The organism is Fuerstiella marisgermanici (assembly GCF_001983935.1).
Classification (GTDB): domain Bacteria; phylum Planctomycetota; class Planctomycetia; order Planctomycetales; family Planctomycetaceae; genus Fuerstiella; species Fuerstiella marisgermanici.
Genome location: NZ_CP017641.1, coordinates 4887393 through 4901187 on the forward strand (window position 1 = coordinate 4887393; position 13795 = coordinate 4901187).

The window sequence follows — 13795 nt, forward strand, 5'->3', positions numbered from 1 at the left end:
CCTTCACGGAACCGCGCCACTGGCCGCCTGGAACAGTTTCCCTTCTGTTGTGGACGGTTTCGGTTCGTGGGAAACAACCTTCATCGTCCAATACACTTGTTCCGCGGCCACAAGTCAGCGCGATTCGCTGTAGTCCCGCGCACTATACAAATCGGCAGACTTCGCCGCCCCCACCCTCACGGACCAGGTCGCACAGATTTGCCGAACGCGCTGTTCCTTACCGGCAGAATATTGCGCAGCGACAAGCACAGACAACGGCGGATCTGGCCGGACGGCAGAAAGTATCGGCGACTTCCTTGACGATGAGAGGAATGGCAGGAGGAAAATGTCCCTGCATCCATTCCACGTCCCTCAAGTTACTGCCGGGACGCCATCCGGATGCGTCGCAAAAAGGAAGTCGTGATGCGACTCAAACGATTCGCTCTCTTACTCACCGCCACCTCAATCGCCGTCAGCGGTTGCACGGCCAGCCGATATGGTTCATCTGCTCCAGGGTCCGGCGGCGGTGATTTTTCTGCGGGCGCAGAATACGATACCGATCCACCGATGCAGCAAAATCGAAGTCGGATGGCCATTCAGCCCCGTCCCGTTCCGCCAGCTCAGGGAGTGTCTCATGTACGAGGCGTCAGCTTTCTGACTGTGTTGAAGGGAAGTGACCACAACGATAACTGTTGTGATGACCCCAACTGCGCAGCTCCGGAAGAAGCGGTCTGCGTGCCAGACAAAGCGTGCGGCGAGAGTTTCTTTCAGCGGTCTCGATGCTGGTCAGGATTGTTCTGTCCAACAAAAAAAGACGCCTGCGTGCCGGAAGCCAATTGCGAAGAATCGTACTGCCAGCCACTGATCGAAACACCATGTGGTGACGAAGGCTGCACCGCAAAGTCGAGCAGTCCCTGTCGTCGGTTCTTCACCAGCTTCACGGGAAAGATGAAGAAGTTCTCGTTCTGTCGCCGCGGTTCAGCCTGTGGTGAAGGCTGCGTGGCTCAGTATTCACAGGAATGCGGAGACGAAGGCTGTGTGACCTTCGGCCGCCGCGAGCACAGCATGACACCACAGCAGAATGACGGCTGTCGAGCCGCATCGCCTCTGGCTGCACCACTGGCCGACCCATTTGTGGAACACGGCACTGTCGAAACGCCACCCGCTGGGGTGCCGACCGCCCCTCGCGAATTTGAAGGCGGCAAAGCACCCCACGAGCAACCCGTACCGCCTGCTCCTCAGCCTGTAAAACCCAATAATGCCGCACCACTGAATCCAGTGCCAAACGTTCCTAACGACCAGGCAATGGTAGAGCCTCAAGTGTGGCCGAAGCTTAAAGTCGACAATGTCCCCAGCGAGGAATGGTCGACACCACAATGGACTCAGCGACCGCAAACCGCCAACACGCATCCGACCGGTTGGCGTCGCCGATAGTTTGCTGACAGCCGGAACCAATTCTCCGGCCGATCACGACGCATGGCAAACGTCTCTGCGAAGCGTCGCAAGAACTTAAATCCGAATCGCTATCACGCTCGCTCGCACTTCACTGTGCGGGCGAGTTTTTTTGTGGTTCGCGGAGTGACCGGACTTCGCAGGGGAGGCCGTTCGCGAGAGAAACTCTACTGCTGCGGCAAACATCGCTGCAGCGTCATAAGGGCGAACGCGGTACCGTAGGCATCGTGATAGTCGTACAGTGGGTAGTCCCACCACGATCCGTTCTTCTCCTGCCGATCGAGCATCAATTTCGCGAGCATTTGCTGGAAGGGGGGTTGCTCAGAAGCCGGAAGCTGTTCAAGGCTTAACGCCGCGTAGTAGTGGCCGTAGTAGTAAAAATAACCAGCCACCTGAAACCACGCTTCATGAGGAACCGGCCGCTTGCGTCCGATGTCCAGCCAGCCGTTGCGAACATAAAGTCGCACCAGCCAACTCTTCACGACGTCGTCAGTGATCTTATCGTCTCCCCACGAACGCAGTGCGAGATTACAGCATTGCGTGCGTCCGAGACTCCCGCCGGGCCGATTGATCCCTCGCATCGGGCGAGTATTCAGGTACTCGCCATACAGATAACTGAAGTCGTTCTTTTGCTGCCGCTTCGTAGCCGCGATGGCTCGACGAACAATCCGTGCCGGCGGTTCGATACCCGCCGCTTTGGCCTCCGCAAAAGCGACCAGCACCGTCCCGTTGACAAAGCTGATCGAACTGGACGTAGGGCGCTGTGCCTGGTATCGAAAGTCGTAGTAGCCCCAGCCGCCATCGACAGATTCGTAGCGAGTCAGACGGTCGAACTGGAGTCGGATCAGCTCGTCGATCTGCTCGATCATTTCCGAATCGTCAGCATGCCGTTCTCTCATGCGAACCAACGCCTGAATGGAATAGGCGTGTCCCCAAACATTATAAATCGCGTCGCCAGTGGCTCGTTTCAGGTCCGGTAGATTCGCCAGCAGCCACGCTTCCGCTCGATCAAGTGACGCCGTCACATCGTCACGATCGCTGCCGGTTTCCAGTAGCGCGGATATGCAAAGCGACGTTGTGGCTGTGCGAAAAGCGTGATGAGCACCGGGGATCGGGGCATAAATGTTGAGAGATTTCGTTCGTGTGGCGGAACCCCACGACCCGTTTGCGTTCTGGTCCCGCAACAGAAATTCGATGCCGCGCTGCATGGCTTCGTTGATGGCCGCGTCAGACGGTGCGTCAACGTCAGGCAACTGAGGCGTGTCAGGGATGGACTCAACAGATTCGTTGTCGCCAGCTCGCGATGAGTTCACCAGCGCCAAGAGCGACAGCGCCAGAATGGACTTAAAAACGCAGTTATCCACGTGAAGTGCTTTCGTAGATGCGGACGTAAACCAAGGCAACGAGGGGGGAAGACGACGCATTATTCGGCGGCTGAGTTCTCCAACATGAGTGAGAAGCAACGTGTAGTTGCACGGAGCTACAGCCGAACGGACAACGTTACTCCTTTTTAGTCAGCTTCACTTCACAGGTTGTGCCAGGAACGATGTCCTCCGTATGCCCTTTGCGAATCGCTAAGACACAATCAAATTTGTTATTGGCGTGCGGGATTCTGGCCGCTTTTTTAACTCGAACATTCAGGCTGACTTCGCCAAGTGCGTTGGGCGTGGCTTTGCCAGTCATGCCAACGTTGACTTGCTTCAGCAACGCTTCTGTGAGTTCAGTACGAATCTGCAGTCGCCGGGGATTTGCCAGAGTGATCAAAATCTGCTTATCTGTCGCAGCAGATCCGGCTTCAAGGGTGCTCGGCTTGTCGCTGAGTCGCCCTCGCGTGAGTTGGCCGTGAAACGCAATTCCGTCGTGAGGTGCCGTGATTACAAGGCTGCGGCGTTCGGCCTGCATGGCCTGCAATTTTTCCGTTTGCTCGTGAAACTTTTCACGCTTCTGCTGCATGTCGAGTGTCTGTTTCGCTTTGGCGACGCTTAGCCCCTGTATCGCCTTCCGGAACGCAATTTCGGCGCGGGCCAGAGTGTCGTCCTGCTGCTTTGCCGTGCGCGGGATAGATTGTTCGAGATTTCGTTCGTGCTGGATCTTTGCGTTGTCGAGACGGAACTGAGCACTTTCGACCGCTTGTTTGGCTCGCTTCAGGACGATCTCTTCTGATTCTTCAGTGAGTTCATCTTCTTTGTACATCTGCTCTAACTGCTTCAGTTCTTCGGCCGCATTGTCGAACGAAGCCTGGCTGGATTTGAGACTGAACTCAGCACTCAGGACGCTGCGGTCCCGGTCGACTCGCACATAATTATCGTGCGATTGGCGAGCAGCTTTCCAGGCCCGTTCCGCGGCAGCCCGATCCAGTTCCTGAAGCTTCTGAAACTGCTCGAAGCTGAACTCCGCTGCTTCGAGGTCAAGTTCCGCCAGTTGATGAGCTCGCTCGGCGTCCCGTATCTGCTTATCGATGTCTTCGGACTCAAACGCTACCAATGTCTGCCCCTGCCGAACGGTGGCTCCGTGTGGCACGATTCTTCTGATCTTTAACGACGTCAATTCTTCTGTGTCGGCCGCCAATTCTGTCGCCTGCACCGCTTCGAAGACTCCGGTCATCGTGACTTCGTCCGGTTTGTCTCCTTCCTTCTTTTCGTCCTCGGCGAAAGTCGATGAAGCGATGAGCAGGCAGGTGCAGAGAGCGAACAACAATGGGCGTTGCATCGGGATAGGCTCCAGAGTGGTATCAGGTTCGGTGCAAAACTGGCGAAAGTCACAGTCAACAGCATACAGACCCCCGTCAGGTGAAAGCTCGCACAGATGTAGAGAAAACTTGGGCTGGGCATGAGTTAACCGACCGCGGTAGCGGCGAATACTGCCGGTACCGACGCCAAAATGGACGGCGAGGCGGAAGTCACTGAGCAAAGATTTTCGTCCGCGAGGCGATGCCTGAAAACAGACGCACGTCTCGCCGACTAATAATGAAGGAGAGCTATTCAGCTGCTCGTACTCCACGACTCTACTCACCGGACGTCAGCCGATGCAACCGAACTGCACTCATGCCGTCATGTCTCTGATCCTGACAATTGCCGTCCAGGGTTGTGCGGCAAACCGGGTGTTGCAGAAACCTTCGGTCGTCACCACCTTGCCCGCCGCCGAAGCTCCCGCGTTTTCACTGGCTGATCCAGACACTGGAAAAATCTCCACAGTGTCCCACAGTCCTGCCTGCAAGGTGACCATTGTCGACCGGCGGCAGGAGTTCGAGAAGCGGTACTATCCGGGCACCACGGATGCTCATCACTGGCGAGACGCGATGACCGTTCTGCCAATGGAAGCGTTTCGTCCGGACCTGGACAAAGCAATACAGCAGCAGGTGCAGAAGAACCTACCGAATGCAGCAGACTTTGATGCTATTGAGATCGCGGTAGGTGCGTTCCACGTCGCATTGGATGAACGCGAACGTGGCGAGAACCAATTGTTGTCGGACTACAAGAAGTGGGACGATCAGCGTGAAGAGGAAGAGGCCGCGAAGGAAGAGATACGCCTGCGTGAGCTGGAGTACGAGCGGAACGAACGCCAACGGAACGCGGAGTTAGGGTTGTCAAAATACAACGACGACACGGACGACAGCGTCGGCAGCTCGCTTATGAGCGCCGTGATACGCTCAGCGATTATCAAACCACTGAAACTTCGCCGCACACAAGCGGCTCGCGTGGAACAGCTCAAGGCCGCCCCACAAACGTTGCCGGTCAGCCTAACGGCAGGAAAGAAGTCGGGCTGGAATTGTCGGCTCAATGCAGTGGTGACCCTGCATTCAAAGACTGGTGAACCACTCGCCATTCCGGTCAGCGTGAGTTCGCATATCGCGCAAGACGATGCGGTGTCGGTGCAGGAACATGTCGAACAAGTCGTGGCTGACGCGTTGAAAATGTTCGGTAACAAGTTGCGTCAGCCGTCCTTCTGAATGCGCATCAAAAGGCCCCGCGTTGTAGAGCAGTCTACCTTTTGTTGTGGACGGTTCGGGCTCGTGGGAAACAGCCTTCGTCGTCACAAACGATTGCTCCGCGGCCATAAGTCAGCGAGATTCGCTGTAAGAACGCAGGGCTTCCACCGTATTGGATTGATAGCGTGCGATTCTATGCACTGGCTCGGTGCTGGTTATATCCGTTGTCAGTGTCCAGAGCCTGAATGCGTGCGGACATGACTTCCAGCGTATCGGCAATCAACTTTTGCTGTCGCACAACGTTGTCCAGGACTTCAGTCAGCGATTCCATCCTCAGACGGCTCGCCTCGTGATGACGCTGTAACAGGTTCTTCACCTGCTCCAGTTCCGTCGCCCCCGAATTCGCGACTCCCGGTTGAGTTGCAGCCTGCTGTTGCGTTGTTGCGGTTTTCGCGACCGCCGTGAGCAATTCGACGACTGCCTGGTCGGGTGTTCGAGTCAGTTCTTCAATGAGGTCAAATTGCTCATCCAGTTTTTCGACAAGCCGATCGGCAGCATTAGAATCATCGTGTGTGGTGAAAGCGGATTCGTCCAGCGTGATGCGATCTTCTTCCGCAACCATTCGAAACAGCAAGCGATGGTCTTCCAGTTCGACGAGGTCGCCGTCCAGTAGCAGGCTTTCCGTTGTGGGCGTGCCATTGACCAGCACCGGCGGATCGGTCACTCGCGACTGCAGCAAAACGCCGCTGCGTTCGACAGTCAGCACGGTATGGATGTCCGGAATCGTGGCGTCACCGAGTCGCAACTGACAGTGCGGCGCGCTGCCGATTCGGAACTCGCCCAGGGCAATGGGTTCAATGGGTTGTCGTCCCGTTGCTGAGGCAATCCGGAAGTAGCCGACAGTGTCGTTTGGATAGATTTGGCCTGAAAAACTCACAGCGCCCTCCATTGGCGAAATTGTGCCACTCTCGTCCGGTCTTCAGAAGTTGAAGTACTCCGCGCGCAAGACTGCTCATTCAAGAAATCGACACCATCCGACAATTCGCTGAGACGTTTTTGGAAATTCAGTCAAGTTCACCGCGACGGATTGCGCAAACTTATTGCCTCAGGCAATCGGCTTCCTTCTGCGCGGCGGATAAGGCGCGTTCAGTGGCCGTGTTGTTTCCTCCGCCGGTCGCGAGCGGCACATTCTGCCGATTCTGAACGGATGGGCTCCACGGCGAAAACCCGCGCATGGAAAAACCCGCAATCCCAGGGGATAGGATAACGGGCTTGTTTAATGCAGGGCCGAACTCCGCTGCGATTCAAAGTTGCCGCGTCGAAGGTTTTCTGCTTCAGCGGCTCAGTGGCAACCAAACACGCGATCTGAGCAGCCAGTCGCCGGTGGTCCTTAGTACCTGTTGTAATACGGATTCATTGACGGAAAGAAGCGGTAATAGTTGCGTCGCAGCGACGGCCGAATGAAGTCAAACGGATACGGCATGATCGTCGGCTGAGATGGCTGAACGACAACCGGTTGATTCTTTGGCGATGTTCCGTGATGCACGACCGTCTTGTGACGTGCATTTCCTGTCAGGATTTCCATGGCAGAATCATGCCGGTACGACGGGTTCACATCGTACTCCGCTCTGTTAAACGGAATCGACTTGTAGATGCGAGTGTAGTCGGCCGCGTTGGCCGTTGCGTGACCGCACGTCGGACAGCCTTCACCGGCGGCAGCCTGACCTGAATCGGCCGGAGCGGCAACGGAGGAATTGGCTTCTGAAGCATCCCTGACTTTGTGCGCCGGAACGATTTCAATAGTCCATTCCGCGTACGATGAATCGGCCTCCAGCGGAACGGCCACGGCATTTTCTGGTGGCAACGCTGGTGCCGGAGTGTCCGGAATAGGCGTCAGTTCAGCACCGTCCTGTGCCTGCACCTGGCCGCTCATGGCCGCCAGCGCAACAACTGCTATCCACGCCGCCAAACAAATTCGAAATCGCAAAGACATTTTCAATCCCCTCCTCAGTGAGTTTCATCTGACTGCGACGGACAACTGCCCAGTCGTGGTCGAGTTTTTGATCAGTTACTGAGGATGGCGGGGGCGATGGCCCAATGTCAATTATTCAAATGTCAAATTGTTTTGAATGCCGTCCGCGTTGTAAGGACAAATTATCATTCCGATTGTGCCGGTTTGTAGCCGATGTACACCGCTGCTATTCCGCCGGTCAACTTCCGGAACATCGTGCGTTCCAGGCCGGCTTCTTCCATGATTTCCGTCAACTGGCTGCCGTTAGGAAATTCCGAAACCGATTGAGGCAGGTACTCATAAGCCGCCTGCCGATTGCGGACCAGCAACTGGCCCATCTTCGGCAGAATGTTGCGGAAGTACCATTGGTACGAGCGGCTTAGTATCCGGTTGTCCGGTAACGAAAATTCCAGCACGACGACTCGCCCACCAGGTTTGCACACGCGAGTCATTTCAGCCAGACCACCGATCGTGCTGGCCACGTTGCGCAGGCCGAATGCGACGGACACAACCTGAAACGTATCGTCTTCGAAGGGCAGATGCAGCGTATCTGCTTCCATGAAGACAACGTCACGTTGCTGGCGTTTCTTCTCCGCCAGTTTCAGCATGCCGTGAGTAAAATCGGTCGCGAAGACGGGCGTTTCGGTCCCGGCTTTCTTGCGCCATGCGAAGGCCAGGTCACCAGTACCGGTGCAGACATCAAGAATGGGATCACCATTTTCCGGCCGCGCAAGGCGGACCGTTTTCCACCGCCAATAGATGTCGGTGCCGCCGGACAGAAAGTGATTCATAAAGTCATAGCGCCCGGCGATTTCGCCAAACATCTGGCGAATTCGACTTCCGGACTTATCAACGGGCATTCATTACTCCGTGTCGCAATAGCTAAGTGCCATCAGGCAGTACGCCGAAACCAGATTGGGGTCGCCTTCGTACCAGCGGTCAGCAGGGTTGATCCAACTTCCGTTAGGTCGCTGCAGTTCGCTTAGTCGCTGAGCCAATTCGGCCTTCCACTCATGACGGACACCTTTGTCGTCGACGAATTCTTCGTCTCCCACGGCCGTCATCGTTTTGGCGAAGGTATGGAAATAGTAAAACAGGCCCTGTTGGCCCACGCCTGGATTTTCTTTGAGGGTGTAGTTCTTCTGAATCCATTCTTTTGCCGCTTTGACTCGCACGTCGCCGTCATCCAACCCGGCATAGATCAGACTCTTCAAACCTGCGTACGTCATGCTGGCATAAGACCGCAGCCCGCCGTCATCGGTGACGCCCGCCTTGGATTCACCACCAGCCGCCGGAGTATAATAGAATCCTCCGTCGTTAATCTTGCCGGCGAATTTCGTATCGTTGTGCGACGTTTCCAGGTTCTGACTACGCGACACAAAGACAAGAATCTTTTGCATGGCGGGGTCGTCTGATTTCACACCTGCTTCTTTTAGCGCTTCCATCAGGAATTGAGTGTTGGACATGTCCGGCCGTTGATGACTACCGTAGCCGCCGCCGCCCCAGGATGGATCCGACGATTCAATCCCCTCGCCCTGATCCCACTGCAACCCACGCAAAAACTGTTCGGCCTTTTTGATCTGGCCGTCATAGTGACCATCTTCGTTGGCCTCAGCAAAGGCCATAATCGCGATACAGGTTTCGTAGTTGCGATGCAGGCTGCCGGTTGCATAGATGCCGCCATCGGATTTGACATGAGACATTAAATTGGCCAGCCCGGCTTCAACCATCGGATCGTCAGCTGTCAGCCCGGATCGCAGAAGCGATGTGGTCACTAACCCCGTAACGCCGACGAAATCGTTTTTGGTCCACGAACCGTCGGGGCCTTGAGTCACCCTCAAAAACTGAAGGGCTTTCTTCTGCATTGAGGCGATGTCTGGCGATGCATTGGCGTCGTTTGACTGTACCGCCGCGCCAGCCTTCGCCGACGATTGACTTTCGTCAGCCGCAACCGCGACAGAAAATCCAAGAAGTGTGATGAGGGTCAGTCGAAACATTGATGACTCCCGTTTTGTGAACCTAAAGATTGAGTTGATCGTCCGAATACATTCTACACCAGAACCCCGACGATCAATGCCCGAAGCGGTTGCGGCCTGCATATTTCCCGGCGACGCGATTGCTGCGCCAAGGTAATTCAAAACTGGCATGAAACTTTTTTGTGCCGACAGTGAGCCCGGATTCGCTATTATTAGAGCGACAGCCTGCCGCAAAAACCCTCAGGAATACGAATCTATGACGCATCGAACAATTGGGAAAGCGGGCCTGTGGCTTGGTGGCACATGTATCGTGACCGGAATGCTGCTGGCCGCCAGTCAGCCTCAAACATCAGCCAGCGCAGATAAGCCATCCGTGAGAACAGACTCACACCCGCTGCAATCGTTCAATCCATTGATCGGATCGTGGCGTGGTGTCGGACAACTGAAGCGAGGGTCTCAAAAGGGTGCATGGATCGAAAAGGCGACTTGCGAATGGAGTTTCGAGAACAAACAAACGTCCATTGTGTTGAAGTCTGACAAAGGCCGGCAGTTCGAAAACCTGGCACTCAAATGGGACCAGCCGAACAAGCAACTGCTTCTGCTGCAAACCGATGGCGACACTGTTCACGAATACCGAGGCACGATGCCGGACAAGTGGCCGGACCGGATTGTCCTGGTCTCACCACCAGATGCAGACGGAGTCAGCCGTCGGTGCACGATCCAGCAGCTTAGCGACATTCGAGCTACGCTACTGTTCGAACAGCAAACGTCACCCAGCGGAAGTTTTCGCCGAGTCGCCGGCATCGGCTACACGCGATCAGGCGAAAAACTGGCCGAAGCAGGAGGCAACCAGCGGAAGTGCATCGTCACCGGTGGACTGGGGACGATTCCAGTATCGCATAAGGGCGAAACATTTTACGTTTGCTGTCAGGGCTGCGTGCAGGCGTTCAACGATTCGCCGGATGAAATCATCTCAGAATACCGAGCGTCGCTGACAACGAAGAAGAAGTGAACAAAACGCGACGAAGCCCGACTTTTCGAAAAGCCGGGCTTCGATTCACATCTGCTCTAACAACATTCAGCGCCGATTAGTTAGCCGCTGGCTTCTTCTTGCCAGTAAACTTCTTGATGCCCGAAATGGCAACAATCTGGCCCTTGTCTTTGTCAAACTCGGCTCCCAATTGAGCCACATACAAATCGCCGTCAGGTCCGAACGCACACGAAACAGGTCCGTGCAGTTTCTCGCCGATCACGCGAACTTTGGCGTCGTCGCCTTCCTTTGGCAAGTTCACTCGTGCCAATCGACCGGCCTTAACTTCCGTCAAAGCCCAGTTGTTGTCGACTACGACCAGCGACTTCGTTTCAGGAATTTGGGCGAAGCCCATCGGATCGGTCAGGCCAGGCAAATTCCATTTCCTGACGACTTCCTTCTTCTTCACATTCCACTGAACAATCAGTCCGTCATCTTTGCCGCCAGCTCCGGAATACAGTGCCAGAATGCTGTTTTTACCCCAAGGCATCGTGTCCATCGGTGAGTTGATTTCGATGCCTGCGTCATCGGCTGAAGCCAGTCCGCTTAGTTTCTTGCTGGCGACGTCGACAGAAAGTACCCACGTCTTCGCATCCGATCCCTGACCGGCCACGTAGACAGTACTGCCGTCTTCCGAAACGCTAAGCCCTGTCAAATTGCCTTCGCCGTTGTCTTTGTCGTCGTCAGAAGTCGGCCCAACACTGTTGGTCGCTTTGCCGCTGTCGACCGTGCCGGCAGCATCGTAGAACACAACGGTCTCTTTGCCGTCGCCCAACCCCGCGTTTGTTACGGCGAGCGTCTTATCATTCACCCATACAGACGATAGTGGTCCAAGCTTGAATCGCTTCGCGCCAGTTTCGGCGTCGACCTTCCAGTACTCTGTCTGGAAACCAGTAATATACTTTTCAGCCTTGCCGTCCTTCACCAGCAAGACCTGGCCGTTGCCGGAATCGCAGACGGTCAACACGCCAGACGGGCTAAAGCTGACGGACGACGGATTGGTGAGTCCACCAAGGACAAGGCGGCCCGAGAATTGTTTTTTCAGACCAAGGTCAATGTCCTCAGCAGTTGCGGTCGTCGCGACGCCAGCAACGAGTAACGTGGCAAGAAAAGAGCGGATACGCATAAGAATAATTCTCCTTGTTGAATTTGGGTTATTGAGTCAAATCGGTCTGCCGTAGATTGCAGCCACTTATGCCCAAGTTTGCAAGCGGGCGCAGCCCTGGGGCGGGAACGTTTACGTGCAATCGACAGATTGTGGTCTCAATTTCCAATACTGCGAACAACGCTCGTTTTCGTTCAAAACTGAACACTGTAAGCGTTTCCAACCTTCAGCTCGGCAGTGCCGGGCAGGAATTGAGTCCACAGCGATCCGCCTCAACGGGAAAAATAAAGATCCTGTGAAATCGAACTTCGCCGAGGCTGAAGAGGCATCCGCTTGTTGAAAGTTGCGTTCGCGCATGACCTTCGTACAATCAGGTTCCCACCTTCTTTCCCCACACTTCCCGCCAGTCGTTGAAAGCCACACGCGATGAGACACTCCAATTCCTGCCTGCTGCGCGTTTTCCTCCTGTTCGCGTTTGTGACGACCGCTGCAACGTCCGCAGCGGCTAAATCCGAGTGGCAAGCGGGTGTGGCAAAGCGAGTGATCACGCCGCCACAACCGATGTGGATGTCCGGCTACGCAGGGCGAAAGGGCCCGGCAGAAGGAAAGCTGCACGATTTGTGGGCGAAGGCTTTGGTCCTGCAGAGTCCTGACGGCGAACGGCTGGTCCTTGTGAGTCTTGACCTTGTCGGGATCGGCCGCGACGTTTCTCAGGGGATTTGCAAAAAGCTGCAGGAAACGCACAGTCTTCGCCGTTCGCAGATTTCTATCTGCACCTCGCACACTCACACCGGCCCCGTTGTTGGCCGAAATCTGATCACGATGTACAGCCTTACTGAGCAGCACAAGTCGCTGATCGATGAATACGCTGTCTTCCTTCAGGACGCAGTCGGCAAAGTCGTTGCCGAAGCCTTCAGCAATGTTCAATCGGCCAGCGTCAGCTATGGTCTTGGCAAGGCGACCTTCGCCGTCAACCGGCGTAACAATCGTGAAGCGGACGTTCCGATGCTGCGTGAAAACGGCGAACTAAAAGGCCCTGTCGACCATTCCGCTCCCGTGCTGGCTGTCAGAAATGAAAAAGGCGAACTGTCGGCTGTCGTGTTCGGCTACGCCTGCCATGCGACAGTGCTTGGCCTGATGGAATGGTCAGGCGACTGGCCAGGATTCGCTCAGATTGAAATCGAAAAGCGACATCCGAAAGCCATTGCCATGTTCGTCGCAGGTTGCGGCGCCGACCAAAACCCGCTGCCACGACGTACTGTTGAACTGGCGCAAGAATACGGTCAACAAATGGCGACGGCTGTTGACAAAGTGCTGGCCGCCGACATGAAGAAGGTGAGCGGAGGGCTGACGTCTACCTACAAGGAAATCGACCTGAAACTCGCCACACTTCCGGACAAGGACACGATCGAAGAAGACACAATGTCTTCGAACACCTATATCGCCGGTCGAGCTAAGCACTTGTTGCAGATGATCGAAGAGAAGGGCTCGCTTGATCAGACCTATCCGTATCCGGTCCAGGTCTGGGGAATCGGCAATGATGCTCGCATGGTGGTGCTGGGCGGGGAAGTGGTCGTCGACTACGCGAACCGGCTTCGCGATGAGTTCCCGGAAAAGGACCTCTGGGTCGCAGGATACAGCAATGACGTGATGGCCTACATCCCGTCCAAGCGAGTCCTGTTGGAAGGCGGCTACGAAGGCGCAACCAGCATGATCTATTATGGCCTACCAACCGCCTGGTCGGAAAACGTAGAAGAACACATCGTCAAGACAGTCCACGAATTGGCGGATGCGCTCGACAAGTAAATAGAATGCGTTGGTAGCACTTCCGCCAAATAATGCGGACGACAAGAAGCCAGCCCCGTTTCCTGGCTCTGACTTCAATACTCAGCAGTGCGTAGGCCGGACCAAGCGCAGCGCCGTTCCGGCAACGCTGCAGAATGGGCTCACGGTTTCTCCCGCACCCGCCGCCGGAGCGGTGTCGCTTCGCTCCTTGATCCGGCCTACTGCTCTGTTGAGAAACTGTCCTGCGATTGTTTAGCAAATGAAGTCGCCACGATTCTTCCACCGGAGGACGCAGAACCGCTTTGGCCAACTGTGTTCGGGTACTCCCAATCCGAAGCCGGAGCAACAATGGCGAGCAGCAACAAGGTGGCTGTGTACTTCATTAGAGACCTTCGTGTGTCGTTGCTGGCTAACGCTTAACATCACCGGACGCGGACCAGTTGATGTGATTTGCAAATTGCGGCACCGGCCGCGTTCCGGTGCATATTTTTGGTACGCCTGGCATGGCGTGTGTTTTATGGGGTGCAAG

11 protein-coding genes are annotated in these 13795 nt (G+C 55.5%); 4 read left to right on the top strand and 7 right to left on the bottom strand.

The features are described 5' to 3' along the window. Positions 1 to 402 precede the first annotated feature (402 nt). On the top strand, positions 403 to 1413 hold the full coding sequence (locus Fuma_RS18240; protein WP_145944243.1) for a hypothetical protein: 1011 nt from the start codon (positions 403 to 405) through the stop codon (positions 1411 to 1413). 185 nt (positions 1414 to 1598) lie between these two features. On the opposite strand, the gene Fuma_RS18245 is transcribed toward Fuma_RS18240, so the two are convergent. Next, positions 1599 to 2795, bottom strand: a complete 1197-nt coding sequence (locus tag Fuma_RS18245; RefSeq protein ID WP_099091815.1) for a prenyltransferase/squalene oxidase repeat-containing protein — start codon at positions 2793 to 2795, stop codon at positions 1599 to 1601. Between the two features lie 136 nt (positions 2796 to 2931). Continuing rightward, positions 2932 to 4140 carry an HlyD family secretion protein gene (locus Fuma_RS18250; RefSeq protein ID WP_077028396.1) on the bottom strand — a complete coding sequence of 403 codons (1209 nt, stop codon included), beginning with the start codon at positions 4138 to 4140 and terminating at the stop codon, positions 2932 to 2934. Between the two features lie 316 nt (positions 4141 to 4456). Between Fuma_RS18250 and Fuma_RS18255 the strand changes: the two genes are divergently transcribed. Next, positions 4457 to 5380 (top strand): hypothetical protein, encoded by a 924-nt coding sequence (locus Fuma_RS18255; RefSeq protein WP_077025392.1) that lies wholly within the window; start codon positions 4457 to 4459, stop codon positions 5378 to 5380. A gap of 172 nt (positions 5381 to 5552) precedes the next feature. Here the strand turns inward: Fuma_RS18255 and Fuma_RS18260 are convergent, their stop codons facing one another. The 4 genes from Fuma_RS18260 to Fuma_RS18275 form a co-directional block, all read right to left on the bottom strand. Continuing rightward, positions 5553 to 6296, bottom strand: a complete 744-nt coding sequence (locus Fuma_RS18260) for an FHA domain-containing protein (RefSeq protein WP_158521054.1) — start codon at positions 6294 to 6296, stop codon at positions 5553 to 5555. Between the two features lie 453 nt (positions 6297 to 6749). After that, positions 6750 to 7352 (bottom strand): hypothetical protein, encoded by a 603-nt coding sequence (locus Fuma_RS18265; protein ID WP_077025394.1) that lies wholly within the window; start codon positions 7350 to 7352, stop codon positions 6750 to 6752. 164 nt (positions 7353 to 7516) lie between these two features. After that, the gene (ubiE, locus tag Fuma_RS18270; protein ID WP_077025395.1) at positions 7517 to 8230 is read right to left on the bottom strand and encodes a bifunctional demethylmenaquinone methyltransferase/2-methoxy-6-polyprenyl-1,4-benzoquinol methylase UbiE; all 714 of its coding nucleotides are present in this window, start codon (positions 8228 to 8230) and stop codon (positions 7517 to 7519) included. Between the two features lie 3 nt (positions 8231 to 8233). Next, positions 8234 to 9367: a prenyltransferase/squalene oxidase repeat-containing protein gene (locus Fuma_RS18275; RefSeq protein ID WP_077028397.1), complete on the bottom strand. Its 1134-nt coding sequence runs from the start codon at positions 9365 to 9367 to the stop codon at positions 8234 to 8236. Between the two features lie 235 nt (positions 9368 to 9602). Here Fuma_RS18275 and Fuma_RS18280 point away from each other — a divergent pair, with 235 nt between their 5' ends. Then, the gene (locus Fuma_RS18280) at positions 9603 to 10358 is read left to right on the top strand and encodes a hypothetical protein (protein WP_145944244.1); all 756 of its coding nucleotides are present in this window, start codon (positions 9603 to 9605) and stop codon (positions 10356 to 10358) included. Positions 10359 to 10434: 76 nt separating this feature from the next. Here the strand turns inward: Fuma_RS18280 and Fuma_RS18285 are convergent, their stop codons facing one another. Further along, positions 10435 to 11502, bottom strand: a complete 1068-nt coding sequence (locus tag Fuma_RS18285) for a hypothetical protein (protein WP_077025397.1) — start codon at positions 11500 to 11502, stop codon at positions 10435 to 10437. A 405-nt stretch (positions 11503 to 11907) separates the two neighbouring features. On the opposite strand from Fuma_RS18285, the gene Fuma_RS18295 reads away from it, so the two are divergent. Beyond that, positions 11908 to 13287, top strand: coding sequence for a neutral/alkaline non-lysosomal ceramidase N-terminal domain-containing protein (locus Fuma_RS18295; RefSeq protein WP_077025399.1), 1380 nt, complete (start codon positions 11908 to 11910; stop codon positions 13285 to 13287). Positions 13288 to 13795 lie beyond the last annotated feature (508 nt).

What these genes read in the sequence shown, in the direction of transcription:
- Fuma_RS18240 (WP_145944243.1), top strand. Translation starts at nt 403, where the DNA reads ATGCGACTCAAACGATTCGCTCTCTTACTCACCGCCACCTCAATCGCC.
- Fuma_RS18250 (WP_077028396.1), bottom strand. Translation starts at nt 4,140, where the DNA reads ATGCAACGCCCATTGTTGTTCGCTCTCTGCACCTGCCTGCTCATCGCT.
- Fuma_RS18255 (WP_077025392.1), top strand. Translation starts at nt 4,457, where the DNA reads ATGCAACCGAACTGCACTCATGCCGTCATGTCTCTGATCCTGACAATT.
- Fuma_RS18265 (WP_077025394.1), bottom strand. Translation starts at nt 7,352, where the DNA reads ATGTCTTTGCGATTTCGAATTTGTTTGGCGGCGTGGATAGCAGTTGTT.
- ubiE (WP_077025395.1), bottom strand. Translation starts at nt 8,230, where the DNA reads ATGCCCGTTGATAAGTCCGGAAGTCGAATTCGCCAGATGTTTGGCGAA.
- Fuma_RS18275 (WP_077028397.1), bottom strand. Translation starts at nt 9,367, where the DNA reads ATGTTTCGACTGACCCTCATCACACTTCTTGGATTTTCTGTCGCGGTT.
- Fuma_RS18280 (WP_145944244.1), top strand. Translation starts at nt 9,603, where the DNA reads ATGACGCATCGAACAATTGGGAAAGCGGGCCTGTGGCTTGGTGGCACA.
- Fuma_RS18285 (WP_077025397.1), bottom strand. Translation starts at nt 11,502, where the DNA reads ATGCGTATCCGCTCTTTTCTTGCCACGTTACTCGTTGCTGGCGTCGCG.
- Fuma_RS18295 (WP_077025399.1), top strand. Translation starts at nt 11,908, where the DNA reads ATGAGACACTCCAATTCCTGCCTGCTGCGCGTTTTCCTCCTGTTCGCG.